This is a genomic window from Cellulomonas sp. P4_H12 (genome assembly GCF_056400905.1).
On sequence record NZ_JBFUKJ010000019.1, the window covers coordinates 56,621 to 81,073 of the forward strand.

The window sequence follows — 24,453 nt, forward strand, 5'->3', positions numbered from 1 at the left end:
TCGWCGAGGACCGCCCCCTTCGTCGTGCCCAGGTCAGACGACTTCGCCGAGCGCCTCCTCGGGCACGCCCTCGAGCTCCTCGGCCGCGCGGTTCCACCGCGACCAGAGCACGCGCTCGCCCACGGTCCGCGCCATCATGTGGCCGAAGACGAGGAACGTCACGATGCCCACGGCCAGCACGGCGACGGCCACCCAGAACGGGGCGCGCATGCCGACGTGCTCGGCCAGCAGCCCGGCGACCACCGGCGCGGGCGCCGCGAAGCCCCAGCGGACCAGGTTGAACGCCCCCGTGGTGACACGGCGGTCCGGCGAGCCGGTGGCCAGCGCGAGGTCGGTGAGGTTGGCGTTGCAGATGCCCATGCAGACGCCTGCGACGACCAGCACGACCACGGACTGCGCGGTGCTGTGCGAGGTGGCCAGGCCGATCAGCGTGAGCATGAGGACCATCAAGGCGAAGCCGACGGTCTGCACGGCGCCGAAGCGGTGGGCGAGCCGGTGCCCGACGACGAGGATGCCGAAGGCGAGCCCGATGCCCCACGCGGTGAAGACGAGGCCCAGGGGCACGACGTCGAGGCCCAGGAAGATCGGCGTGAAGCCCAGCACGATGAAGAAGACGAAGTTGTACGTCGCGGTGATGACGCAGAGGGCCACGAACGCGGGCCGGCGGAACGGCTGGAACACCTCGCCCAGCCGCAGCTGCGCCGGCATCTCCTCGGGGTCCTTGAGGCGTGTCAGCGAGATGATCAGCGCCGCGATCATGAACAGCCCGCACAGGAAGAACGGCACGCGCCAGCTGATCTGCCCCAGCAGGCCGCCGATCAGCGGGCCGATGGCGAAGCCGAGCCCGACGCAGGTCTCGAACAGCTCGACGACCCACTTCTTGTCGTTGGCCAGCGACACCAGCAGCACCATGGCGGTGGCGAAGAACATCGCGTTGCCCAGGCCCCACAGGCCGCGCAGGAGCGCGAGGGAGACGATGCCGTTGGACAGCGACGCGAGGATCGCGGCGACGGCCACGGTGCTCACCCCTGCGGCGAGGACCTTCTTGTAGCCGAACTTCCCGGTCGCCATGACCGCAGGGATCATGCCGACCGCCATCACCGCGATGTAGGCGGTGAAGAGCAGCTCGATCTGCCACGTCGTCGCGCCGATGGCGGCGCCGATGGCCGGGAGGATGGGGTCCACGATCGCGATGCCCGCGATGGCGAAGAACGCMGTGAGGGCGGTCGAGTAGATCGCGGTCTTGTTGGGTTCGGTGCGGGACGACGCCACGTGCAGGTCCTGTATCTCTTGGTATCTGTATGGGGCAGGTAACTCCATGTATGCTACACCCATGAGCGACGACGACGCATCCGCCGCGGTCGAGACGCAGGTGGCGCTGCTGCTGCGGCTCGCGGACCGCAACCGCCGAGCCACCACCCGCCTGTCGACGACGCTCGAGCGCTCCGCGTACCTCGCGCTCCGCCTGCTCGACACCACAGGCCCCGTCGGGATCAACGAGATCGCCGACCACCTGCGCCTCGACGCGTCGACCGTGACGCGGCAGGTCCTCGCGATGGAGGCGGCGGGCTACGTCACCCGCGAGCGCGACGTGCACGATGGCCGGCGCGCGGTCGTCACCACCACGCCCGCGGGCACCGCGGCCCTGGCCGAGACCCGGGCCGCCCGCGCCGAGGTCTACGCCGACATCCTCGCCGACTGGTCGCCGGACGACCGCCGCCGGCTGGCCACCCTGCTCACGCGCCTCAACGACGACCTCGACGCGCACGCGACCCGCACCTGACAGCCGGCTCGGCTAGCGTGGGCCGCCGCACCACAGCCCCTCGGACGAAGGACCTCGATGACCGACGCACCGGCCCGCCCGCGCCCCGCCCCGCTCGTGGGGGTGGTCGTCCGGGCGGAACGGATCGCCGCGACCATGGTCCGCGTGGTGGTGGCCGTTCCCGGGTTCCCGCCGTCGCCGCACGCCGACTCCTACGTCAAGGTCGTCTTCCTGCCGGACGGCGCCCCGCGCCCGCTGCGCGACGACGGCCGGCTGGACCTCGACGCGGTCCGGGCGGCCCTGCCCCCGGACCAGCAGCCGCGCCAACGCTCCTACACGGTGCGCGCCTGGGACGAGGCCGCCGGTGAGCTCACGCTCGACTTCGTCGTGCACGGCGACGAGGGCGTCGCCGGCCCGTGGTCGGAGAAGGCGCAGCCCGGCGACGAGGTCCTGCTGCTCGGCCCCGGCGGCGCCTGGTCGCCCGACCCGGCCGCGGCGTCACACCTGTTCGCCGGTGACGCCAGCGCACTGCCGGCCATCGCAGTCGCCCTCGAACGCCTGCCTGCGGACGCCGTCGGGCACGCCGTCATCGAGGTGCACGACGCCGAGGACCAGATCCCCCTGACGTTCCCGCCCGGCGTGCACGTCCACTGGGTGCACCAGGGCATCGGCGTCGCGGGCCTCGCGCTCGTCGACGCCGTCACCGCACTCCCGGAGCTGCCGGCACCGGTGAGTGCGTTCGTGCACGGCGAGGCCGGGGTGGTCCGCGAGCTGCGCCGGCACGTGCGCGTCGACCGTGGCATCACGCGCGACCAGCTCTCCGTCTCCGGCTACTGGCGCCTCGGCGCCGACGACGAGGGCTGGCGCGCGAGCAAGCGCGACTGGCTCGCGACGATCGAGGCGTCGGAGCAGGGGCTCGACTGAGCGGCTACGCCTCGACCTTGTCCAGCCGCACCACGACCGCCTTGGAGACCGGCGTGTTGCTGCCGAGCGCCGTGCTGCTGAGCGGGACCAGCACGTTCGCCTCGGGGAAGTACGCGGCGGCGCACCCGCGCGAGGTCGGGTAGGCCACGACGCGGTAGCCCGGGAGCACCCGGTCGGGCTCGTCGCGCCACTCGCTGACCACGTCGACGCGGTCCCCGTCCGCGAGGCCGAGCTCCGCCAGGTCGTCGGGGTTGACGAACACGACGTCGCGGCCGTTCTTGATGCCGCGGTACCGGTCGCTCAGGCTGTACATGGTCGTGTTGAACTGGTCGTGCGAGCGGATCGTCTGCAGCAGCAGCCGCCCCGGCGGGCACTCGACGGGCACGAGCTCGTTGACGGTGATCATCGCCTTGCCGGTGGGCGTCGGGAAGGTCCGGGAGTCGCGCGGACCGTTGGGCAGCACGAACCCGCCCTTGCGCCGGACCTGCCGGTTGAAGTCCGCGAAGCCCGGCACCACGCGGGAGATGGAGTCGCGGATGGTGTTGTAGTCGCGCTCGAAGCCGGCCCAGTCGATCGGACCGTCGTCGCCGAGGACGGCGCGGGCGAGCCGACTGACGATCGACACCTCCGAGAGCAGGAGCGGTGAGACGGGCGGCAGCGCGCCGTGCGTCGCGTGCACCGCGCACACGGAGTCCTCGACCGACACGAACTGCGGGCCCGTCGCCTGCAGGTCGACGTCCGTGCGGCCGAGGGTCGGCAGGATCAGCGCCTCGGCGCCCGTCACCACGTGCGACCGGTTGAGCTTGGTGGAGACCTGCACGGTCAGCTCGGTCCCGCGCATCGCGGCCTCGGCGGCGGCCGTGTCGGAGATCGCGGCGACCAGGTTGCCGCCCAGCGCGAACCAGACCTTGATCTCGCCCCGCTGCATCGCCTCGATCGACCCCACGGAGTCGAGGCCGTGCCGGCGCGGAGGCTCGAACGAGAACTCGGCGGCCAGCGCGTCCAGGAAGGCGTCGGGCATCTTCTCCCAGATGCCCATGGTGCGGTCGCCCTGCACGTTGCTGTGCCCCCGGATCGGGGACGCACCGGCGCCCGGCTTGCCGATGTTGCCGCGCAGCAGCAGCAGGTTGACGATCTCCTTGATGGTGTCGACGCCCTTGCGGTGCTGCGTGAGGCCCATCGCCCACGTGATGATCACGCGGTCGGCCGCGAGGTAGCGGTCGGCCAGCTCGTCCATCTCGGCGGCGGACAGACCCGTCGCCGCGAGGACCTCGGCCTCGTCGAGGGCCTCGAGGTGCGCGCGGAAGTCGTCCAGGCCGAGCGTGTGCTCCGCCAGGAATTCGTGGTCGAGCACCGTGCCGGGAATGCGGTCCTCCGCCTCGAGCACGCGCCGGGACACCCACTGCAGCAGGGCCATGTCGCCGCCGCTGCGGATCTGCAGGAACTGGTCCGCGAGGTCGGTGCCCCGGCCGACGATCCCCCGGACCGTCTTCGGGTTCTTGTAGCGCCGCAGCGCCGCCTCCGGCAGCGGGTTCACCGCGACGATCCCGGCGCCTGCGCGCTTGGCCTCCTCGAGCGCGGTGAGCATCCGCGGGTGGTTGGTGCCGGGGTTCTGCCCCATGACGATGACCAGGTCGGCCTTGGCGAAGTCGTCGTAGGCGATCGTCGACTTGCCGACGCCGAGCGTCGCGTTCATCGCGGTGCCCGTCGACTCGTGGCACATGTTCGAGCAGTCGGGCAGGTTGTTGGTGCCGAAGGCGCGCACGAACAGCTGATAGAGGAACGCCGTCTCGTTGGCCGTGCGGCCGCTGGTGTAGAACGCGGCCTGGTCCGGCGAGTCCAGGCCCCGGAGCCTGTCGGCGACCAGCCGGAACGCGTCGACCCAGCTGATCGGGACGTAGTGGTCGCTGCCGGCGGGCTTGTGGACCGGTTCGACCAGCCGGCCCTGCATGCCCAGCCAGTACTCCGACCTGTCCTCGAGGTCCGCGAGCGAGTGCTCCGCCCAGAAGGTCGTCGGCACCGTCACCGGCGTCGCCTCCCACGAGACGGCGCGCACGCCGTTCTCGCAGAACTCCGCCCGGGCGCGGTGCTCGGGGTCCGGCCACGCGCAGCTCATGCAGTCGAACCCGTCCTTCTGGTTCAGCCGGCTGAGCAGCGTGAGCGAGCGGCCCGGCCCCAGGTCCTCGAGCGCGTAGGTCATCGCGTTGACCACGGCGGGCAGCCCGACGGCCCACGCGTCGGGCGGGTGGACCCGCATGCGGTCGTAGGTCGGGTCCTCGACCGGCGGCTTGCGCGGCATCAGACCCGCGCCCCGACCAGCACGCGCTCGGGCCGCGAGTACACGACCATCGACGACCCCCGCAGGAACCCGACCAGCGTGATCCCGGACTCCTGCGCGAGGTCGGCGGCGAGCGACGACGGCGCGGAGACGCCCGCGAGCACCGGGATGCCGGCCATGAGCGCCTTCTGGGTCAGCTCGAACGACGAGCGTCCGGACACCATGAGCACCGTGCCGCGCAGCGGGAGCCGCCCGGCCTTCAACGCCCACCCGACCACCTTGTCCACGGCGTTGTGGCGGCCGACGTCCTCCCGCAGCACCAGCAGCTCGCCCGTCGCGGCGTCGAAGAGCCCCGCGGCGTGCAGCCCGCCCGTCCGGGCGAACACCTCCTGGCGCTCCCGGAGCCGGTCGGGGAACGTCGCCAAGAGCTCGGCCGGGATCGCGCCGTCGTCCTCGGCGACCGTCCAGCGCGAGCGCGTCCGCACCGCGTCGATGCTCGCCTTCCCGCACAGCCCGCACGAGGACGTCGTGAAGAAGGTGCGTTCCAGACTGGGGTCGGGCGCGGGGACGCCGCGGGCCAGTGTCACGTCCAGCACGTTGTAGGTGTTGAGCCCTTCGGCGGTGGCGCCCGCGCAGTAGCGTGCGGCCGCGAAGTCGTCGGCGGCCGTCACGACGCCCTCCGACACCAGGAACCCGGCGGCGAGGTCCACGTCGTGACCCGGGGTGCGCATCGTCACCGCCAGCGCTCGGCCGCCGACGCGGATCTCGAGCGGCTCCTCCGCCGCGAGGACGTCTTCCACCCGACGTGCGCCGTCCTCGAGCGTGATGCGCGTGACTCGTCGTCGAACCGCGATGCGTTCCATGGCCCCATCACAGCACCCGCGGGCCCGTCCGGTGCCCCCGCCGGGGTTCGAACCCGGACTGTGCCGGGTTTAAGCCGGCTGCCTCTGCCAGTTGGGCTACGGGGGCCGCGCCTCATCCTGCCAGGACGCGGACGAGCCCCCGGTCCGCGCGGGACCGGGGGCTCGTCTCGGGTGTGCTCAGGCGCTCTTGCTGCCGGTGGCCTTCTCGGCCGGCGAGCCCGCCTCGGCCTTGATGGCCGGCAGCGACGGGTCCTTCTCGCCCGGCTCGACCGCGCGCGGCTTGGCCGGCACCGACGCGGACCGGAACTCCGCGCGGGGGTCGTGCAGGCTGCCCAGCGCGACGACCTCGCGACGCAGCAGCAGCGAGCCGGTCCAGCCGACGGCGATCCGGATCTTGCGGTTCCAGGTCGGCATGGCGGCCACGTGGTACGAGCGGTGCAGCACCCACGCCAGGAAGCCGCGCACCTTGATCCGGCCGAACATCTGCGCGACGCCCTTGTACATGCCGAGGGACGCGACGGCGCCGATGTTCTTGTGCTTGTACTCGGTCAGCTCGGCGGAGCGCAGCACGCGGGACAGGTTGTCGCCCAGGTGGTTGCCCTCGCGAAGCGCGTGCTGGGCGTTCGGCGGGCAGAACTTGCCCGGGTTGTAGAGGTCCGGCACGGCGGCGCAGTCACCGGCGGCGTAGGCGTCGGGCACGACGGTGCCGTCGGCGTCGACCACCTGGAGGAAGGCGTTGCACGTGACCCGGCCGAGGTTGTCCAGCGGCAGGTCCGAGTCCTTGAGCACGGGGTTGGCCTTGACGCCGGCCGTCCACACCAGCGTCTCGGCGTCGAACTCCGTCTTGTTCGACAGCACGATGTGGCCGTCGATGCAGCTGCTGAGGAACGTCGACAGGTGGATCTCGATGTTGCGCTTGCGCAGCTGCTCGAGCGTGTAGCCGCCCAGCTCCTCGCTGACCTCCGGGAGGATGCGCGGCGAGCCCTCGACCAGCACGAACCGGAGCTCGTCCTGCTCGACGGCCTTGTAGTACTTCACCGCGGCGCGCGCCATGTCCTCGACCTCGCCGAGCGCCTCGATGCCGGCGAAGCCGCCGCCGACGAACACGAACGTGAGCATCCGGCGACGCAGCTCGGGGTCCCAGGTGCTCGCCGCGACGTCGATGCGGTTGAGCACGTGGTTGCGCAGCGCGATGGCCTCTTCGACGTTCTTGAAGCCGATGCCGAAGTCCGCCAGGCCGGGGATGGGCAGCGTGCGGGCGACGGCGCCGAGGCCCACGACGAGGTGGTCGTAGGTGATCCAGTACGGGTCACCCTCCTCGGGCGTGATCTCGACCGTGCGGTCGGCGTGGTTGATCTGGCTGACCTTGCCCTGCAGCACGTCGACGCCCTTGAGCGCGCGACGGTGCGGCGCGACGACGTTGCGCGGGTCGATCGAGCCGGCCGCGGCCTCCGGGAGGAACGGCGCGTAGGTCATGTAGGGGCGCGGGTCGACGACGACGATGGCCGCCTCCCGCTTGCCCAGGCGCTTGCGCAGCCGGCGGGCCGTGTACAGGCCCACGGTGCCGCCGCCGAGGATCACGACGCGGGGCACCTTGCGCGGCTTGCTCGTGCGGGCCGCCGCATCCACGGTGGCCTTCGGGGTGGCGACGACGGAGGCAGACTGAGGCATACCTTCAACGGTAGCGGCGAGAGGGTTCCCGTGCCCTACCAGATCCCGGTGATGCTGCGCACAGTGGGCACTCAGGAGGGCTCGACGGCGTTCGCGCGAACCACCGTGGAGTACCACTGCGCGCTCTGCTTGGGCGTCCGCTCCTGCGTCTCGAAGTCCACCCGCACGAGCCCCCAGCGCTGCGTCATGCCCTCGGCCCACTCGAAGTTGTCCAGCAGCGACCACGCGTAGTAGCCGGTCAGCTGGACCCCGTCGTCGATCGCGCGTGCGGCCTGCTGCAGGTGGGCGCGCAGGAACTCGAGCCGGGCCGGGTCGTCGGCGGAGCCCTCCGGCGTGGGGTCGGGGATGCCGTTCTCGGTGATCACCAGCGGGGGCGCGTCCGGGTAGTCGATGAGCAGGTCGATCAGCAGGTCGTAGAGGCCCTCCGGGTGCACCTGCTGCCAGGTCGCCGCCGACGTCGGGTAGAGCGGCACCTGGTTGCCGACGTCGTCGACCCCCGTGACGCCGTAGTACTGCACCGCGAGCACGTCGATCGGGGCGCTGATCGTCGCCAGGTCGCCGTCCTGCACCAGCGCCTCGAACGCGTCGGGGTCCGCAGGGAGCTGGCCGGGCCCCTTGCCGATGGCGTCCGTCGGGTACCGCCCGAGCAGCACCGGGTCGAGGAAGAGCCGGTTCTCGACGCCGTCCACGTGCACCGCCGCCGGGTCGGCCGTGCGGCTCACCGGGTAGACGGGGAGCAGGTTGAGCGCGATGCCGATGCCGCCGGCGGCGCCGCTGGCGCGGAACGCCTGCACCGCCTTGCCGTGCGCGAGCAGCTGGTGGTGGACCGCCGCGGCCGCTTGGTCGACATCGCTGATCCCCGGCGCGTGCGACCCCCAGCGGTAGCCGACGAACGCCGTCGTCTTCGGCTCGTTCAGGGTGAGCCAGGTGGCGTCGACGTCCCGCAGCGCGTCGAACACGACCGCCGCATACTCGGCGAACCGGTCCGCCGTGTCGCGGACCGCCCACCCACCGGCGTCCTGCAGAGGCTGCGGCAGGTCCCAGTGGTACAGCGTGATCGCCGGGTGGATCTCCCGTGCCAGGAGCCCGTCGACGAGCCGGCGGTAGAAGTCGACGCCCGCCTGGTTCACGGCGCCCGACCCCGTGGGCTGGATGCGCGGCCACGCCACCGAGAACCGGTACGCGGGCAGGCCCAGGTCCTTGATCAGGTCGAGGTCCGACGCCCAGAGCCGGTAGTGGTCCGCCGCCGGGTCACCCGTGGAGCCGTCGCGGATGCGTCCCGGCGTCGCTGCGAACGTGTCCCAGATCGACGGGCCCCGCCCGTCGGCCGTCGTCGAGCCCTCGACCTGGAACGCGGAGGTCGCCGCGCCCCACACGAACCCGGCGGGAAAGGTCATCGGCTCGGCGGGCGGCTGCCAGGCGGTCGTCGGCGTGGTCGCCGTCGGGGCAGGGGACGAGCCGTCCGGCGTGCACGCGGCGAGCAGGCCGGTCGTCGCGCCCAGCTGCAGGAGCAGGCGGCGGTCGAGCAGGGGCTCCCTGGGCGTGGGCATGGCGCTCCTCCTCGAGCGTCGGCACGGACTGAGCGCTGAGAGCGCTCCCAAGCAGGCATTCTGCCAGGTGGCACCCGCCGTGGGTGCCACCTGGCAGGCAGCTCAGGGTGTCGGGCTGGGGGTCGGTGTCGGTCCGTCGGCGCCCAGGGTCGGCGTCGCGGGTGCGTCGAGCGCCGGAGCCTTCGCGAACGGCCACGGCGGAGTCGTCGGGCTCGTGCCCGTGGGCAGCACCTGCATCCCGGAGTCGTCGTAGGTGAACGCCTCCGTCGGCGCGCCCTGCAGCGGGTAGACGTTCCAGCGGGACCGGCCGTCGGCGTCGGCCCGCGGCACGAACGACCACGGCTGCGTCGACTCGGGGAACCAGTACTGGCCGGCGCCGTCGTCGTACGTGGTCCGGACCGGCCGCCCGCGGTCGTCGTAGATCTGCACATCCGTCAGCGGGTTGCCGTCGACGTCGTACGCGAAGAGGTTGCTGACCTGGATTCCGTCGACGACGACGCCGTCGACCGCCTTGTCCTGGTAGATGGTCTGGGTGCCGCCGGCGTACGGGCCCGACTCGTAGCTGGCGACGAGCGCCTCCTGGTACTGGAGCTTGCCCTGGACCCAGGACAGCACGGGCAGCAGCGCCAGGATCGCCACGACGTTCGCGGTCACCACCAGCCAGCGCACCCGGGGGGCCCGCAGCCACACACCGCGCCCGCACTGCACGCTGACCACGACCGCGGCCAGCAGGACCACCCAGCTCAGCAGCGACCGCGGCACGGCGGTGGACGCAGCGCCCCCGAAGTACATCGCCAGCACCTCGTAGCCGATCCACGCGCGCAGCAACCACCAGACCGGCCGCAGCGACACGAGGAACGACTCGACCGGCGCCCACCAGCTCTGCGCGCGGAGCCGCCGCAGCGTCCCCCGACCGAGTCGCCGGACGTCCTCGACGGGGTCGGAGAACACCTGGAACCCCCGCCGCGTGCCCGATGCCACCGCCGGCGCGAGCCCCGCTGCCGCCCGCAGCTCGGCCGCGTACGCCTCCGGAGGCCCGAACTGCTCCAGCAGCCCGCTGCCGTGGGCGACGTGCCGCTCGTCCGCCATCGCGTCCGTCAGGTCGGCCTCGAGGTCGTCGGTGAGGTCCTCGACCAGCTCCGGCCCCAGGTCGGCCAGGCTGCGGCGCACCGCCTCCGCGTAGCCCCTGACGTCCAGCGCGTCCGTGGTGTCCAGCACGCTCATCGCACGCCCTCCGTCCCGAGCAGGCGGCCCATGGTGCCTGCGAACTCCGACCAGTCCTTGCGCTGCGCCTCGAGCATCGCCCGCCCCTGCGCGTTGATCCCGTAGTACTTGCGGTGCGGGCCCTCGTCGCTCGGCACGACGTAGGACGTCAGGGCTCCCGACGAGTACAGCCGCCGCAGCGTGCCGTACACCGACGCGTCGCCGACCTCCTCGATCCCCGCCGACCGCAGCCGGCGGACGACGTCGTACCCGTACCCGTCCTCGTCCGCGACGACGGCGAGCACCGCCAGGTCGAGCACGCCCTTGAGCAGCTGCGTGGTGTCCATGGGACCTCCCGGTCGACGTCCCGGCCCGTCGATCACCCGGGCGGGCGACCGACGGCACCGGGCCGGCTGTCTGGTGCGGGAGCCCCCTCCGGCTCCCGCAGGCGCGACGCTATTACACATTGCGCACTACCGTCCACCACGCGCCACATGCCGGCGTGTCGCGTCGCCCCACTCCCGGACGTCCGCACTCGATCGGGCCGGGACCCGCAGGAGTGCGGACGTCCTCACTCAGGTGCCGCCAACGTCCGCACTCGTGGTGGCCACTGCCCGCAGGAGTGCGGGCGCGAGTGGCGGGGCCGCTCGTAGCGTGGATGTCTGGCCGCGGGGCGTCAGCGGGTGGCGATGCTCCAGGCGATGCCGTCGAGGATGTCGTGCTCCGACGTGAGGACCTCGGTGAGCCGACCGCCGGCCGCGGCGACCTCGTCGCGGACCCGCCTGACGACATCGCCCCAGACCAGCGCGCCGGCGCCGATCACGTCGACGCGGCCGGGGTGCATGAACCCGAGGGCGGCACGCTCGGCGTGCGACCGGTGCAGCAGGTCGTCGCAAGCGGCCAGCACGACGTCGACGGGCAGCACCGACCCGTCGATGATCGAGGCGTCGTAGGCGGGCAGCCCGAGGCCGTGGGCCGTCACCGTGGTCACCGTGCCCGCGAGCCCGACCAGCGTCACCGTCTTGCCCAGGGGGACGACGGCCGACGCCGTGTCCAGCGCGGCCGCGACGTCGGCGTGCGCGGCGGCGATCTCGTCGGCGGTCGGCGGGTCGCTGCGCAGGTGGCGCTCGGTCATCCGCACGCAGCCGACATCCATGGAGAACGCGGCCTCGGGCGTCGTGGTGCCCAGCACCAGCTCCGTCGAGCCGCCGCCCAGGTCGACCACGAGGAACGGTCCGGGGTGGGCGGCGGCCAGGACGCCGGTGGCCCCGCGGAAGGACAGCGCGGCCTCCTCCTCGCCGGGCACCACCTCCGGCTCGACGCCCAGCGCGGCGCGAACGCCATCGACGAAGTCGGCCCGGTTCTCGGCGTCCCGCGACGCCGACGTCGCGACGAACCGGACGGCCTCGACGCCGAGCTCCGTGCAGATGTCGTTGTAGCGGCGGGCGGCGTCGAGCGTGCGCTCGAGGGCCTCGGGAGCGATGCGGCCGGTCCGGTCGACGCCTTGCCCGAGGCGGACCACCTCCATGCGGCGGTCCAGGTCGACCAGCGTCCCCGCGTCGGGATCCACGTCGGCGACCAGGAGTCGGATGGAGTTGGTCCCGCAGTCGATGGCAGCCACACGCGTCACGCGCCCATCCTCGCACCCCCACCCGGTCCCCCGAGGCCTGCACACCGGACGTCCGACGCGCTCGATCTGGAGCCGCTGGTACGCGGACGCGACCGCTCCCCCGACCGGACGTCCGCAGAAGTACGGGCTAGAGCACGTACCTACGCGGACGGCACGGCTGCCGCCGGCGGGACGTCCGCACAACTACGGGCCGGAACCCGTACCTGTGCGGACGTTGTGGGAAGGGGGTCAGCAGGTGCAGCGGTCCGGGCGCCAGTCGTCGCGGATCAGCGCCAGGGCCTCGTCGCCGATCGGGTTGACGCCCGGGCCGGCGGCCAGCGCGTGGCCCACGAGCACGTGCAGGCACTTCACGCGCGTGGGCATGCCGCCGGCGGAGATGCCCGCGATCTCCTCGACGTGGCCGAGCGCCTCGCGGTCGGCCAGGTAGGCGTCGTGGGCGCGTCGGTAGGCGGCGGCGAGCTCCTCGTCGTCGGCGAGCCGGGCGGTGAGCTCCTTCATCAGCCCGCCGGCCTCGAGGGTGCTCACCGCGGCGACGGCCGGGGGGCACGTGAGGTAGTAGGTGGTCGGGAACGGGGTGCCGTCGTCCAGGCGGGGGGCGGTGCGCACGACCAGCGGGCGCCCGCAGACGCACCGGGCGGCGATGCCGACCACGCCGCGCGGGGGGCGGCCGAGCTGCTCGGCGAGCACCGCGACGTCCTGGTCGGTGACGGCGTCGAGAGGCGTGGGGGTCACAGCGAGGTTCCGTTCGTGCCGGGGCGGGTCAGCCGCCCGCGGGTGCCGTGGGGCTCGGTGCGGGCGTCTCATTGTCGCTCGTGACCGGCGTGCTGCCGGCCACCTGCACGGACTCCCACACGTTGGCGTACCAGGGCAGGGTCGAGCCGGAGTCGAGCACGGACGCGGGTCCGGCGGCGGCCGGCGGAGTGTCGGGCACGGTCTCCGGGTCGATCACGCGGAACGCCTTCTCCCCCGGCATCACGAACGACAGCCGCTCGCGTGCCTGTGCCCGCACATAAGCCTCGTCGTCCCAGCGCTTGAGGTCCGCCTCGAGGTCGTCGTTGCGCTGCCGCGCCGCCTCGACCTGCCCGCGCAGTTGGTCCACCTCGACGCGCTGCTGCAGGTACGAGTGCAGCGTCGGGTACACGAGCACGAACGCGAGCAGCAGCACGCACGAGAACACCATGGCGCGGACCGTGAAGAGCCGGGGCACGCGGACCTGGACCCGCTCGGCGCGCGGGGTGCCGCGCGCGGGCGTCGGGGCGCTGCCGCGCGTGGCGGGGCGGGAGGCGGAGGGTCGCGACGAGGACGGGCGGGCCGACGACGAGGGCGCCGGACCGACGCGGGGCGTGGCTCCTGACCGCGGTGCCGACGAGCGCGCGCCCGCGTTGCCGCGCGGCACGTTAGCCCCGGCGGTCGGCGTGCCGGACCGCGGTGCCGCCGGACGCCGACCCGGGGCGCTCGGGGACGCCGGGCGTCGGGGGGCAGACATGGCGTCGATTCTGCCCCGGACGGCACCCACCTGCGCGGACGTCGGGAACCGTGGCGCGCCGAAGGCCGGCCACCCGCAGGATGACCGGCCTTCGAGGGTCGTGCGTCAGGCCTGGAACCGCGGGAAGGCGGAGCGGCCGGCGTAGCGCGCGGCGTCGTCCAGCTCCTCCTCGATGCGGAGCAGCTGGTTGTACTTGTTGATGCGCTCGCCGCGGGCGGGGGCACCGGTCTTGATCTGGCCGGCGTTCGTGGCCACCGACAGGTCAGCGATCGTGGTGTCCTCGGTCTCGCCGGAGCGGTGCGAGGTCATCGTGGTGAAGCCGCTGCGCTGGGCCAGCTCGACGGCGTCGAGCGTCTCGGTCAGCGTGCCGATCTGGTTGAGCTTGACCAGCAGCGAGTTCGCCGCCTTGAGCTCGATGCCCTTGCGCAGGCGCTCGGGGTTGGTGACGAACAGGTCGTCGCCGACGATCTGCACCTTGTCGCCGATGGTCGCGACCAGGTGGGACCAGCCCTCCCACTCGTCCTCGGACAGCGGGTCCTCGATCGAGACCAGCGGGTAGTCCTTCACCAGCTGCTCGTAGTAGGCCGACAGCTCCTCGTTCGAGAGCGTCTTGCCCTCGAAGTGGTAGACGCCGTCCTTGAAGAACTCGGTCGCGGCGACGTCGAGTGCGAGGCCCAGGTCGACGCCCGGCGTGAAGCCGGCCTTCTCGATGGCGACCAGGATGAGGTCGAGCGCCTCGCGGTTGCTGCCCAGGTTGGGGGCGAAGCCGCCCTCGTCGCCGAGACCCGTCGACAGGCCCTTGCCCTTGAGCACGGACTTGAGCGAGTGGTAGACCTCGACGCCGCTGCGCAGCGCCTCGCGGTACGTGGACGCGCCGATGGGGGCGACCATGAACTCCTGGATGTCGACGTTGGAGTCGGCGTGCGACCCACCGTTGAGGATGTTCATCATCGGGACCGGAAGCACGTGCGCGTTCGGGCCGCCGAGGTAGCGGAACAGCGGCAGGTCGGCCGAGTCGGCCGCGGCCTTGGCCACGGCGAGCGAGACGCCGAGGATCGCGTTGGCGCCGAGCTTGCCCTTGTTGGCCGTGCCGTCGAGGTCGATCAGCGCGGCGTCGACCAGGCGCTGCTCGGTGGCCTCGAAGCCGATGAGCTCCGGAGCGATCTCGTCGATGACGGCCGCGACGGCCTCCTCGACGCCCTTGCCCAGGTAGCGGGCGGAGTCGCCGTCACGGCGCTCGACGGCCTCGAACGCGCCGGTCGAGGCACCGGAGGGGACGGCGGCGCGGGCGATGGTGCCGTCGTCGAGTGCGACCTCGACCTCGACAGTGGGGTTGCCGCGCGAGTCCAGGATCTCGCGGGCGCCGACGGCCTCGATGCTGGCCATGGGTGCTCCTTCTGAAGCGGGTGGGTTTACGACCTCACCCTAGTGGCGTCCCCGAGAGAGCGTCCTGGGCCCTTCGACTGGTGGACGCCTCCCGCTCAGAGCGCCAGCATGATGTGCTCGACCTGGTCCTTCGCGTCGCCGAACAGCATCGAGGTGTTGTCGCGGAAGAACAGCGGGTTCTGCACGCCCGCGTAGCCCGTGGCCATCGAGCGCTTGAAGACGACGACGCGCGCCGCCTTCCACACCTCGAGCACGGGCATGCCGGCGATCGGCGACGCCGGGTCGTCGAGCGCCGCGGGGTTCACGGTGTCGTTCGCGCCGATGACGAGGACCACGTCGGTGTCGGCCAGGTCGCCGTTGATCTCGTCCATCTCGAGCACGATGTCGTACGGCACCTTGGCCTCGGCGAGCAGCACGTTCATGTGGCCGGGCAGTCGGCCGGCGACGGGGTGGACCCCGAACCGGACGTCGACGCCGCGGGCGCGCAGCTTGGCGACGAGCTCGGCCACCGGGTACTGCGCCTTGGCGACGGCCATCCCGTACCCGGGCGTGATGACCACCGTGCGGGCGTCGGCGAGCAGCTCCGCCACCTCGGGCGCCATGACCTCGTGGAACTCCCCCAGGTCGACGTCGGACGAGGCGACCGTGCCGCCCTCGGCGCCGAACCCGCCGAGGATGACGGAGAGGAACGACCGGTTCATCGCCGTGCACATGAGGTAGCTGAGGATCGCACCGGAGGACCCGACGAGGGCGCCGGTCACGATGAGCAGGTCGTTGCTGAGCATGAAGCCGGCGGCCGCGGCCGCCCACCCGGAGTACGAGTTGAGCATCGAGACGACGACGGGCATGTCGCCGCCGCCGATGGACGCGACCAGGTGCCAGCCGAGCGCCAGGGCGACGAGGGTCATGAGCAGCAGCGGAAGCACGCTCGCGGTGCCCAGGAACCAGACCATGAGGCCCGCCGACGCCAGCACCATGGCCAGGTTGAGCACGTTCCGACCCGGCAGCATCAGCGGCGCCGAGCGGATCCGGGTGGACAGCTTGAGGTAGGCGACGATCGAGCCGGTGAACGTCACGGCACCGATGAGCACCCCGAGGAAGACCTCGACCAGGTGCGCCGGGTCCGACGGCTCGGTGAGGAACGAGTTGTAGCCGACGAGCACGGCGGCCAGCCCGACGAACGAGTGCAGGACCGCGATGAGCTCCGGCATCTGCGTCATCTCGACGCGGCGCGCCTGCCACGTGCCGACGGTCGCGCCGACGAGCAGCACGACGAGGATCAGCGACGCCGTCACCTCGACCGGCCGCTCGGAGCGCTGGAGGGCGAGCGCGATCGTCGCGACGAGGGCCAGGGCCATGCCGACCATGCCGGCGACGTTGCCCCGGCGGGCGGTCTCCTGCTTGGACAGGCCGGCGAGGCTGAGGATGAACAGCACCGCGGCGGCGACGTAGGCGGCCTGGGCGACCGACGTCGGCATCAGGCGTCCTTCCGGAACATGCGGATCATGCGGTTGGCGACGAGGAAGCCGCCGAACACGTTGATGCTGGCGACCGACGCCGCGATGACCGCGAGCACGGTGACCAGCCAGCTGTCGTCGCCGATCTGCAGGAGCGCGCCGACCAGGATGATCCCCGAGATGGCGTTGGTCTGGGCCATGAGCGGCGTGTGCAGCGAGTGGCTGACGTTGGAGATCACGTAGTAGCCGACGATCACGGCCAGGACGAAGACCGTGAAGTGCCCGAGGAACGCGGTGGGCGCGAACGAGATGCCGAGCAGGACGACGACCGCGAGCAGCGCGAGGACGACCGACCGGCGCCGGCGTCGACGGGCCTTGTCCTGGGCCAGCGCGACCGCGGCCGCCGCCCGCTCCTCGTCCGTCGGGCCCGCTGGCGCGGACGGCGCCGCCGACACCTGGACCGGGGGCGGCGGCCAGAGCACCTCGCCGTCGCGGGTCACCGCCATGCCGCGCTGCACGGGGTCGTCCAGGTCGAGGACCAGCCGGCCGTCCTTGCGGGGGGTGAGCAGCTGGAGCAGGTGCACGATGTTGGTGCCGAACAGCTGCGACGTGTGCTGCGGCATCCGGCTGGTCAGGTCGGTCCAGCCGAGGATCGTCACGCCGTTCTCCGTGACCACCGACGACCCGGGCACGGTCAGCTCGCAGTTGCCGCCGCCGGACGCAGCAAGGTCGACGATCACGCTGCCCGGCCGCATCCCGGCGACCATCGCCGCGGTGATCGTGGTCGGCGCGTGGCCGCGCACGAGCGCGGTCGTGATGACGATGTCCGCGTCGGCCGTCTCGGCGGCGTACATCTGCTGGGTCAGCCGCTCCTGCTCGGCCGTCAGCGCGCTGGCGTACCCGTCCGCGCTGACCGCCTGCTGCGCGGCGTCCGCCTGCACGAACGCGGCACCCATCGACTCGATCTGCTCGCCCACCTCGGGCCGCACGTCGAACGCGCGCACACGCGCCCCCATCGCGCCGGCCGCGCCGATCGCGGCCAGCCCGGCGACCCCCGCACCGATGACGAACACCCGTGCCGGCGGGGTCTTGCCCGCGGCCGTGACCTGACCGGTGAACATGCCGCCGTACGCCTCGGCGGCCTCGACCACGGCACGGTAGCCGGCGACGTTCGACAGCGTGCTGAGCACGTCGAGCGCCTGCGCCCGCGAGATGCGCGGCACGGCGTCGAGGGCGAGCGCGGTGACGCCCTGCCCGTGCAGCGCCTCGACGAGCTCCGGGGCGGCCGCCGGCGCGAGCATGGCGATCAGCGTGGATCCGGGACGCAGGGCGGCGATCTCGTCGTCCGTCGGCGCGTTGACCTTGGCGACGATGTCGGCGGCCCAGACCTCGGCGGCATCGCCGATCGTGGCGCCGGCCGACGCGTACGCCTCGGAGCGGAACGTCGCGGCGTCGCCTGCCCCCCGCTGCACGAGGACGTCGTAGCCGAGGCCGACCAGCTGGCCGACGGTCTTCGGCGTCGCGGCCACGAGCCGCTCGCCGGCCCGGCTCTCGGTCGGGATGCCGATGCGCATCGTTGCGGTCCTCCACCTCGGATGGTCGTGCCGTGGCGCTCATCATGGCGGCCACGGGAAGGCTACGGGCGCGATCCCCTCGTCGGCAAGCGCTTTCCTTCTCCGTTTCGCACGAACGCCGGAACGTCTGTATCAGGGCCGGGCGGCCGACTCCGAGGCCCGAAGGTCTTGCTCCCAGGCGGCCGCCGTCCGGCGCAGCTCGCCCTCCGCGTCGAGGCCTGCCGCCTGCGCCTCGAGCACCAGCCGCAGCAGCCGCTCCCCGAGCCCGTCCCCGTCGGGCGCGTCCGTGGGCATCCCGGCGCGGCCGGCGCGACCGGCGATCTTCTGCGCGCGGGCCAGCGCTCCCAGCGCCGCCGGCACGCCGTCGAGGACGGACGCCCGCTGCTTCTCGACGTTCTTCAGCCGGTCCCACTGCACGTGGGCGTCCCCCTCGAGAGGGGCGTCCTCGAACACGTGCGGGTGCCGGCGCACCAGCTTGGCGACGAGGTCCGCCGCCACGTCGTCGACGTCGAACGGGTCAGTGGGGTGCTCGGTGGCGATCCGCGCGTGGAAGACCACCTGGAGCAGCAGGTCGCCCAGCTCCTCCCGCAGGCCGGGGCGGTCACCGGTCTCGATCGCCTCCGCCAGCTCGTACGCCTCCTCAAGCGCGTACGGCACGAGCGACTCGTGCGTCTGCTGGGCGTCCCACGGGCAGCCGCCCGGCGAGCGCAGGCGGTCCATCACGCGCACCAGGGCGCGCAGCGAGTCCGCCTCGGTCACGACGCCGAGGGCGACGGCTCGGGGGTGGCCCCGTCCGTGGGCGCCGGCGCCTTCGCCTTGACCATCCAGGGCGCGGTCGTCGGGTCGGCCACCTGGTTGCCGTCGGTGAGCGAGCCGAACCGCGGGTTCACCTCGACGTCGAGCTTCCGCAGCCGGGCGTCGATCTCCTTGCCCACGTCCGAGGCGTCGGGCAGCCCCTGCAGGTTGGTGTAGGCGATCGAGTACTTGGCCACGGCCAGCGACGGTGCGGTGAAGTCGGCGGTCGCGCCCTTGACCTTCTGTTGCACGACCGAGTCGAGCAGCGCCTGGGCATCCTCGTCGGAGACCGCGACGCCCTTCTCCTCGGCCAGCTCGACCACCGTGGGCTCCTGCACGAGGACCGCCAGCACGTTCGTCGTCGTCACGCCTTGGAAGTACGGCGCCAGCTCGGTCAGCGCGGCCTGCACGTCCGAGGTCGGGATCGCGGTCCCGTCGACCACCGCGGCGGCGCCGGGCTGCCCGGCGCACCCCGCCAGGGTCACCGTCGTCGCGAGCGCGACCAGCACACTCGTTGCCCGCACACCCGCACGCCACTGCACCGCCACCAGGGACCTCCCGCGTCGTCGCTCGTCGATCGGGGTCATCGTAGGGCCCTCACCTGCGTGCGGTGCCCACCGTTGCCGCAACACCGACGTCCCCACGGACGACGGCGTCGATGAACTGCTTCGCCCAGAGCATCACCTCGCGGCCCTGCACGGGCTTGCCGCCGATGCGCGCGGTCATCGGCCACGGCACCAGGACCGTGCGGACGGCCGGCTTGAGCACCGAGCCCGGGTACAGGCGCTTGAGCCGCAGCTGGGCCGACTCGGGCAGGTCGACGGGCGCGAAGCGGACGAACTTGCCCTGCGCGGTCACGTCCGAGATCCCCGAGGCGCGCACGTGCAGCCGGAACTCGGCCACCTCGAACAGGTTGTCGACCGCCGCCGGGACGGGCCCGTAGCGGTCGATCAGCTCCGCCCGGACGTCGCCGAGCGTCGCCGTGTCCAGCGCCGCCGCGATCTTCCGGTAGGCCTCGAGCCGGAGCCGCTCGTGCGCGATGTAGTCGTGCGGGATGTGCGCGTCGACCGGCAGCTCGATGGTGACGTCGGGCACCTCTTCCTCCACGTCGCCGCGGAAGTTCGCGACGGCCTCCCCGACCATGCGGATGTAGAGGTCGAAGCCGACGCCCTCGATGTGCCCCGACTGCTCGCCGCCCAGCAGGTTGCCGGCGCCGCGGATCTCGAGGTCCTTCATCGCGACGGCCATGCCGGCGCCCAGGTCGGTGTTCGCCGCGATCGTCTGCAGCCGGTCGTGCGCCGTCTCGGTCAGCGGCTTCTCGGGCGGGTACAGGAAGTAGGAGTACGCCCGCTCACGACCACGACCCACGCGCCCGCGCAGCTGGTGCAGCTGACTCAGACCGAGCAGGTCGGCCCGCTCGAGGATGAGGGTGTTCGCGTTGGAGATGTCCAGGCCGGTCTCGACGATCGTCGTGCAGACCAGGACGTCGAACCGCTTCTCCCAGAAGTCGACGATCACCTGCTCGAGCTGGTGCTCGTTCATCTTGCCGTGGGCCACGGCCACCCGGGCCTCGGGCACGAGCTCCATGAGCCGGCTCGCGGTGCGCTCGATCGAGTCGACCTTGTTGTGCACGTAGAACACCTGGCCCTCGCGCAGCAACTCACGCCGGATGGCGGCGCTGATCTGCTTCTCGTCGTACGCGCCGACGAACGTCAGGACCGGGTGCCGCTCCTCCGGCGGGGTGGCCAGCGTCGACATCTCGCGGATGCCCGTCACCGCCATCTCGAGCGTGCGCGGGATCGGGGTCGCGCTCATGGCGAGCACGTCGACGTTGGTGCGCAGGGCCTTCAGCGTCTCCTTGTGCTCGACGCCGAACCGCTGCTCCTCGTCGATCACCACGAGCCCGAGGTCCTTGAACCGGACCTCGCCCGTGATGAGCCGGTGGGTGCCGATGACGATGTCCACCGACCCGTCGGCCAGCCCGGCGACGACCTCCTTCGACTCCTTCGGCGTCTGGAACCGGCTCAACGCCTTCACCGTCACCGGGAACGCGCTGTACCGCTCGCTGAAGGTGTCGAGGTGCTGCTGCACGAGCAGCGTCGTCGGCACCAGCACGGCCACCTGCTTGCCGTCCTGCACCGCCTTGAACGCCGCGCGCACCGCGATCTCCGTCTTGCCGTAGCCGACGTCGCCGCAGACCAGCCGGTCCATGGGGATCGGCTTCTCCATGTCGGCCTTGACCTCGTCGATGGTCGCGGCCTGGTCGGGCGTCTCCACGTACGCGAACGCGTCCTCGAGCTCGCGCTGCCAGGGGGTGTCCGGCCCGAACGCGTGGCCCGCGGTCGCCATGCGCGCCGAGTAGAGCCGGATGAGCTCCGCGGCGATCTCCTTGACCGCCTTCTTGGCGCGGCCCTTGGTCTTCGCCCAGTCGCCGCCGCCCATCTTGGACAGGCTCGGCGCCTCGCCGCCCACGTACTTGGTCACCTGGTCCAGCTGGTCGCTGGGCACGAACAGCCGGTCACCGGGCTGGCCACGCTTGCTGCTCGCGTACTCGATCACGAGGTACTCGCGCGTCGCCGCGTTGGCGCCCGTGCCGATGGTGCGCTGCACCAGCTCGACGAACCGCCCGACCCCGTGCTGCTCGTGCACCACGTAGTCGTGCGGCCGCAGCTGCAGGGGGTCGACCACGTTGCGACGCCGGCTCGGCATCTTGCGCATGTCGCGCGTGCTGGTCCCGGCGCGGCCGGTGAGGTCGGACTCGGAGAACACGGCCAGGTGCAGAGGCTCGGCGACGAACCCCGGCCCGACGGGCGCGGGCACGACGAGCACGACGCCGCCCTCAGGCTCCTCGGTGATCGTGGCGACCAGCCGCGCGGGCACCTCCGAGGCCTTGAGCTGCTCCACCATGCGCTGCGCGGGGCCGTGCCCCTCGGTGGCGAGCACCAGGCGCCAGCCGGCCTGCTGCAGAACCCGCACGTCGGCCACGGCGCGCGCGACCTCGCCGCGGTAGCGCTCGACGTCCCGCGCGCCGATCACGAGCGTCTGGGCGGTCGCCGCGAGGTCGTCGGCCATCGCGGCCAGGTGCGGCGCCTGGTTCCGGGCCGCGGTGTGCCCGCTGCCGGTCGAGCCCTCGTAGAAGTCGTCGGGCTTGGCGGCCTCCGTGGCGTCGACGTCGAGGGAGAACGGCGACAGAGTCCACCACCCGAGCCCGCGGACGGCGGACAGCGCGCGGATCTCGGCAAACGAGGCGAAGCTCGCCGCAGACAGGTCCAGCGGCGTCGCCGCGCCCGCGGCCGCGGACGTCCAGGCGGCCTCGAGGAACTCCTGGGTGGTGGCGACCAGGTCGTGCGCGCGCCGCCGGACCCGCTCGGGGTCGACCATCACCACGAGGCTGTCGTCGGGAACCAGGTCGAGCACGGGCACCATGCGCTCGACCAGCGCCGGCGCCAGCGACTCCATGCCCTCGACCGCAATGCCCTGCGCCAGCTTGTCCAGCATGTCCGTGGCCCCGGGAAGCTGTGGGATGAGCTCCAGGGCACGCGCGCGCACGGCGTCCGTCAGCAGGATCTCGCGGCACGGGGGCGCCCAGACGCCGTGGTCGGCAACCTCGAGGCTGCGCTGGTCCGCGACGGAGAACCAGCGGATCTCCTCGACGTCCTCGCCCCACAGCTCGACGCGCAGCGGGTGGTCCTCCGTCGGCGGGAAGATGTCGATGATCCCGCCGCGGACGGCGAACTCCCCGCGCTTCTCCACCATGTCGACGCGCGTGTAGGCGGCGTCGACCAGCCGCTCGGCGAGGTCCGCGAGGTCGACCCGGTCGCCCGTGCTGATCGACACCGGCACCAGCTCGCCCAGCCCGTCGACCACCGGCTGCAGGAGCGCCCGCACCGGCAGCACGAGCACGCGCACGGGTCCGGCGTGCCCCTCGGTCTCGGGGTGCGCGAGCCGGCGGAACACGGCCAGCCGTCGGGCCACCGTGTCGCTCCGCGGCGACAGCCGCTCGTGCGGCAGCGTCTCCCAGGAGGGCAGCACCGCGACGTCGTCGTGCGGCAGGTAGCAGCGCACGGCCGCGGCGAGCTCGTCGGCGTCGCGCCCGGTCGCGGTCACGACGACCAGCGGACGGCCGCTGCTGAGCGCGGCGAGCAGGGGCGGACGCACACCTGCGGGGCCGACGATGTCGAGCTCCCCCCGGGCGCGGACGGACTCCACCGCCGCGGCGGCGGCGGGATCGGCGAGGAGGGCGGGGAGGAGGCCGGTGAGGTCCATGGGGTCCCTTGGGTCGAGGGCGTGCGCACAACACAAGTGCCCCGGATCCGTGGGACCCGGGGTGCATCTGCAGTCTACGAGCCCGCACCAACACGCGGACCGCTAGCCTGCCTGCACAGAACCCCACAGGGATCCGTCCGGGAGGTGTCGTGGCGCACGTCGTCGTGGTCGGTGCGGGGATCGTGGGGCTGGCCGTGGCGGCGCGCCTGACCGGCGACGGGCACCAGGTGACCGTGCTCGAGAAGGAGCACGCGGTCGCGGAGCACCAGACCGGGCGCAACTCCGGCGTGATCCACTCCGGCCTGTACTACGCGCCGGGCAGCCTCAAGGCGACGATGGCCGTGGCCGGCGCGCGGAGCATGGCGCAGTACGCCCGCGAGCGCGGCGTGGCCGTCGAGATCACCGGCAAGCTCGTCGTCGCCTCCACGCAGGACCAGGTGGCCGGGCTGCACCGGCTGGCCGACCGGGCCGTCGCCAACGGGGTCCCGGCGCAGCTGGTCGGGGCGGCGGGCGCCCGCGAGCGCGAGCCGCACGTCGCGTGCGTGGACGCCCTGTGGGTCGAGAGCACGGGGATCGTGGACTACACCGGCGTCTCCCGGGCCCTCGCGGCGGACATCTCCGAGGGCGGCGGCGAGGTGCGCCTCGGTGCCCGGGTGATCTCCGCGACCGAGACGGCCGACGACGTGCGCGTGCAGGTTGACTCGGGCGAGGTGCGTGCCGACGCCGTCGTGGCCTGCGCCGGGCTGCACGCGGACCGCATCGCGCGCGCCTGCGGCCTCGACCCGAGCGCGCGGATCGTGCCGTTCCGCGGCGAGTACTACGAGCTGTCCGCCACCGCCGCGGAGCTGGTGAACGGCCTCGTCTACCCGGTGCCCGACCCCCGGTTCCCGTTCCTCGGCGTGCACCTGACCCGCATGATCGGCGGCGGCATGCACGCCGGGCCCAACGCGGTGCTCGCCCTGGCGCGCGAGGGCTACACCTGGCGCTCGGTGAACCTGCGCGACACCGCCGACGCGCTGACCTGGCCGGGGCTGTGGCGGATGGGCGCGCGCAACGTGGTGCCGGGCGCCCGCGAGGTGGGTCGGTCGCTGTCCCGACGGGCGTTCGCCCGCTCGCTCGCCGCCCTGGTCCCCGCGATCGTGCCGGACGACCTCGTGCCGTCGCCGGCCGGAGTGCGCGCCCAGGCGGTGGCCCGCGACGGGAAGCTCGTCGACGACTTCCTGCTGCAGCGCACCGCGCGCCAGGTGCACGTGCTCAACGCCCCGTCCCCCGCCGCCACGTGCGCGCTGGAGATCGCCGACCACGTGGTGGGACAGCTCCCCGTCCGGTGATCCGCAGGTCTGGACCGAACGTGTGACGGCACCACGGGAGCGGGGGTGAAAACGTCCGCGATCGGCGGATATGGGTATTCCGCTGGGTACCGTGAGCACGTTCAAGATGTCCGCTTTCTGGCACTTTGGTCGCTCACCGACCGCTGCCGGAGCCCTCCCCTCCGAGGTCGTCGATGCTCACGCCGCCCCGCCCCACCGCAGCCGCCCCGCGCGGCCTCGCGGTCGCGCTCGCGGCGACGCTCGTGCTCGGCGCCACGGCGGCCTGCACGTCGCCCGG

General features: G+C 72.7%; 19 protein-coding genes and 1 tRNA gene. 3 read left to right on the forward strand and 17 right to left on the reverse strand.

What is annotated here, in order from left to right; genetic code table 11:
• Positions 1 to 33: 33 nt before the first annotated feature.
• Positions 34 to 1,272, reverse strand: a complete 1,239-nt coding sequence (locus tag AC1DQC_RS12510; RefSeq protein ID WP_477051565.1) for an MFS transporter — start codon at positions 1,270 to 1,272, stop codon at positions 34 to 36.
• Between the two features lie 61 nt (positions 1,273 to 1,333).
• Between AC1DQC_RS12510 and AC1DQC_RS12515 the strand changes: the two genes are divergently transcribed.
• Together AC1DQC_RS12515 and AC1DQC_RS12520 are read left to right on the forward strand one after the other, a co-directional pair.
• A complete protein-coding gene (locus AC1DQC_RS12515) occupies positions 1,334 to 1,783 on the forward strand; it encodes a MarR family winged helix-turn-helix transcriptional regulator (protein ID WP_477051566.1) in 450 nt (149 codons plus the stop codon).
• A 57-nt stretch (positions 1,784 to 1,840) separates the two neighbouring features.
• On the forward strand, positions 1,841 to 2,686 hold the full coding sequence (locus AC1DQC_RS12520) for a siderophore-interacting protein (RefSeq protein ID WP_477051567.1): 846 nt from the start codon (positions 1,841 to 1,843) through the stop codon (positions 2,684 to 2,686).
• Between the two features lie 4 nt (positions 2,687 to 2,690).
• Here AC1DQC_RS12520 and AC1DQC_RS12525 read toward each other — a convergent pair whose 3' ends face one another.
• From AC1DQC_RS12525 to mfd, 16 genes are all read right to left on the reverse strand, one after another.
• The gene (locus tag AC1DQC_RS12525; protein ID WP_477051568.1) at positions 2,691 to 4,985 is read right to left on the reverse strand and encodes an FdhF/YdeP family oxidoreductase; all 2,295 of its coding nucleotides are present in this window, start codon (positions 4,983 to 4,985) and stop codon (positions 2,691 to 2,693) included.
• On the reverse strand, positions 4,985 to 5,827 hold the full coding sequence (fdhD, locus tag AC1DQC_RS12530; RefSeq protein ID WP_477051569.1) for a formate dehydrogenase accessory sulfurtransferase FdhD: 843 nt from the start codon (positions 5,825 to 5,827) through the stop codon (positions 4,985 to 4,987). The genes AC1DQC_RS12525 and fdhD overlap by 1 nt, the downstream gene beginning before the upstream one ends.
• A 32-nt stretch (positions 5,828 to 5,859) precedes the next feature.
• A tRNA-Leu gene (locus AC1DQC_RS12535) sits at positions 5,860 to 5,933 on the reverse strand.
• Positions 5,934 to 6,004: 71 nt separating this feature from the next.
• Complete coding sequence (locus tag AC1DQC_RS12540; protein ID WP_477051570.1) at positions 6,005 to 7,498, reverse strand: NAD(P)/FAD-dependent oxidoreductase; 1,494 nt, start codon at positions 7,496 to 7,498, stop codon at positions 6,005 to 6,007.
• A 71-nt stretch (positions 7,499 to 7,569) separates the two neighbouring features.
• Complete coding sequence (locus AC1DQC_RS12545) at positions 7,570 to 9,048, reverse strand: GH1 family beta-glucosidase (protein ID WP_477051571.1); 1,479 nt, start codon at positions 9,046 to 9,048, stop codon at positions 7,570 to 7,572.
• Positions 9,049 to 9,150: 102 nt separating this feature from the next.
• Positions 9,151 to 10,272, reverse strand: coding sequence for a hypothetical protein (locus tag AC1DQC_RS12550; protein ID WP_477051572.1), 1,122 nt, complete (start codon positions 10,270 to 10,272; stop codon positions 9,151 to 9,153).
• Positions 10,269 to 10,598, reverse strand: coding sequence for a PadR family transcriptional regulator (locus tag AC1DQC_RS12555; RefSeq protein WP_477051573.1), 330 nt, complete (start codon positions 10,596 to 10,598; stop codon positions 10,269 to 10,271). Before AC1DQC_RS12555 ends, AC1DQC_RS12550 begins: the two co-directional genes overlap by 4 nt.
• A 329-nt stretch (positions 10,599 to 10,927) precedes the next feature.
• Positions 10,928 to 11,881 (reverse strand): Ppx/GppA phosphatase family protein, encoded by a 954-nt coding sequence (locus tag AC1DQC_RS12560; RefSeq protein ID WP_477051574.1) that lies wholly within the window; start codon positions 11,879 to 11,881, stop codon positions 10,928 to 10,930.
• A 228-nt stretch (positions 11,882 to 12,109) separates the two neighbouring features.
• A complete protein-coding gene (locus AC1DQC_RS12565) occupies positions 12,110 to 12,613 on the reverse strand; it encodes a DUF501 domain-containing protein (RefSeq protein ID WP_477051575.1) in 504 nt (167 codons plus the stop codon).
• Positions 12,614 to 12,641: 28 nt separating this feature from the next.
• A complete protein-coding gene (locus AC1DQC_RS12570; protein WP_477051576.1) occupies positions 12,642 to 13,367 on the reverse strand; it encodes an FtsB family cell division protein in 726 nt (241 codons plus the stop codon).
• A gap of 105 nt (positions 13,368 to 13,472) precedes the next feature.
• Entirely contained in the window at positions 13,473 to 14,753 is a 1,281-nt protein-coding gene (gene eno / locus AC1DQC_RS12575; protein WP_477051577.1) for a phosphopyruvate hydratase, read from the reverse strand.
• A gap of 95 nt (positions 14,754 to 14,848) precedes the next feature.
• Positions 14,849 to 16,231 carry a Re/Si-specific NAD(P)(+) transhydrogenase subunit beta gene (gene pntB / locus AC1DQC_RS12580; RefSeq protein ID WP_477051578.1) on the reverse strand — a complete coding sequence of 461 codons (1,383 nt, stop codon included), beginning with the start codon at positions 16,229 to 16,231 and terminating at the stop codon, positions 14,849 to 14,851.
• On the reverse strand, positions 16,231 to 17,784 hold the full coding sequence (locus tag AC1DQC_RS12585) for a Re/Si-specific NAD(P)(+) transhydrogenase subunit alpha (protein WP_477051579.1): 1,554 nt from the start codon (positions 17,782 to 17,784) through the stop codon (positions 16,231 to 16,233). The genes pntB and AC1DQC_RS12585 overlap by 1 nt, the downstream gene beginning before the upstream one ends.
• A 132-nt stretch (positions 17,785 to 17,916) precedes the next feature.
• Positions 17,917 to 18,543, reverse strand: coding sequence for a nucleoside triphosphate pyrophosphohydrolase (locus tag AC1DQC_RS12590; RefSeq protein WP_477051580.1), 627 nt, complete (start codon positions 18,541 to 18,543; stop codon positions 17,917 to 17,919).
• The gene (locus tag AC1DQC_RS12595; RefSeq protein WP_477051581.1) at positions 18,540 to 19,166 is read right to left on the reverse strand and encodes a SurA N-terminal domain-containing protein; all 627 of its coding nucleotides are present in this window, start codon (positions 19,164 to 19,166) and stop codon (positions 18,540 to 18,542) included. The genes AC1DQC_RS12590 and AC1DQC_RS12595 overlap by 4 nt, the downstream gene beginning before the upstream one ends.
• 10 nt (positions 19,167 to 19,176) lie before the next feature.
• Positions 19,177 to 22,845 carry a transcription-repair coupling factor gene (gene mfd / locus AC1DQC_RS12600; protein ID WP_477051582.1) on the reverse strand — a complete coding sequence of 1,223 codons (3,669 nt, stop codon included), beginning with the start codon at positions 22,843 to 22,845 and terminating at the stop codon, positions 19,177 to 19,179.
• Positions 22,846 to 22,994: 149 nt separating this feature from the next.
• Between mfd and lhgO the strand changes: the two genes are divergently transcribed.
• Positions 22,995 to 24,176 carry an L-2-hydroxyglutarate oxidase gene (lhgO, locus tag AC1DQC_RS12605; protein ID WP_477051583.1) on the forward strand — a complete coding sequence of 394 codons (1,182 nt, stop codon included), beginning with the start codon at positions 22,995 to 22,997 and terminating at the stop codon, positions 24,174 to 24,176.
• The last annotated feature ends 277 nt before the right edge of the window (positions 24,177 to 24,453 follow it).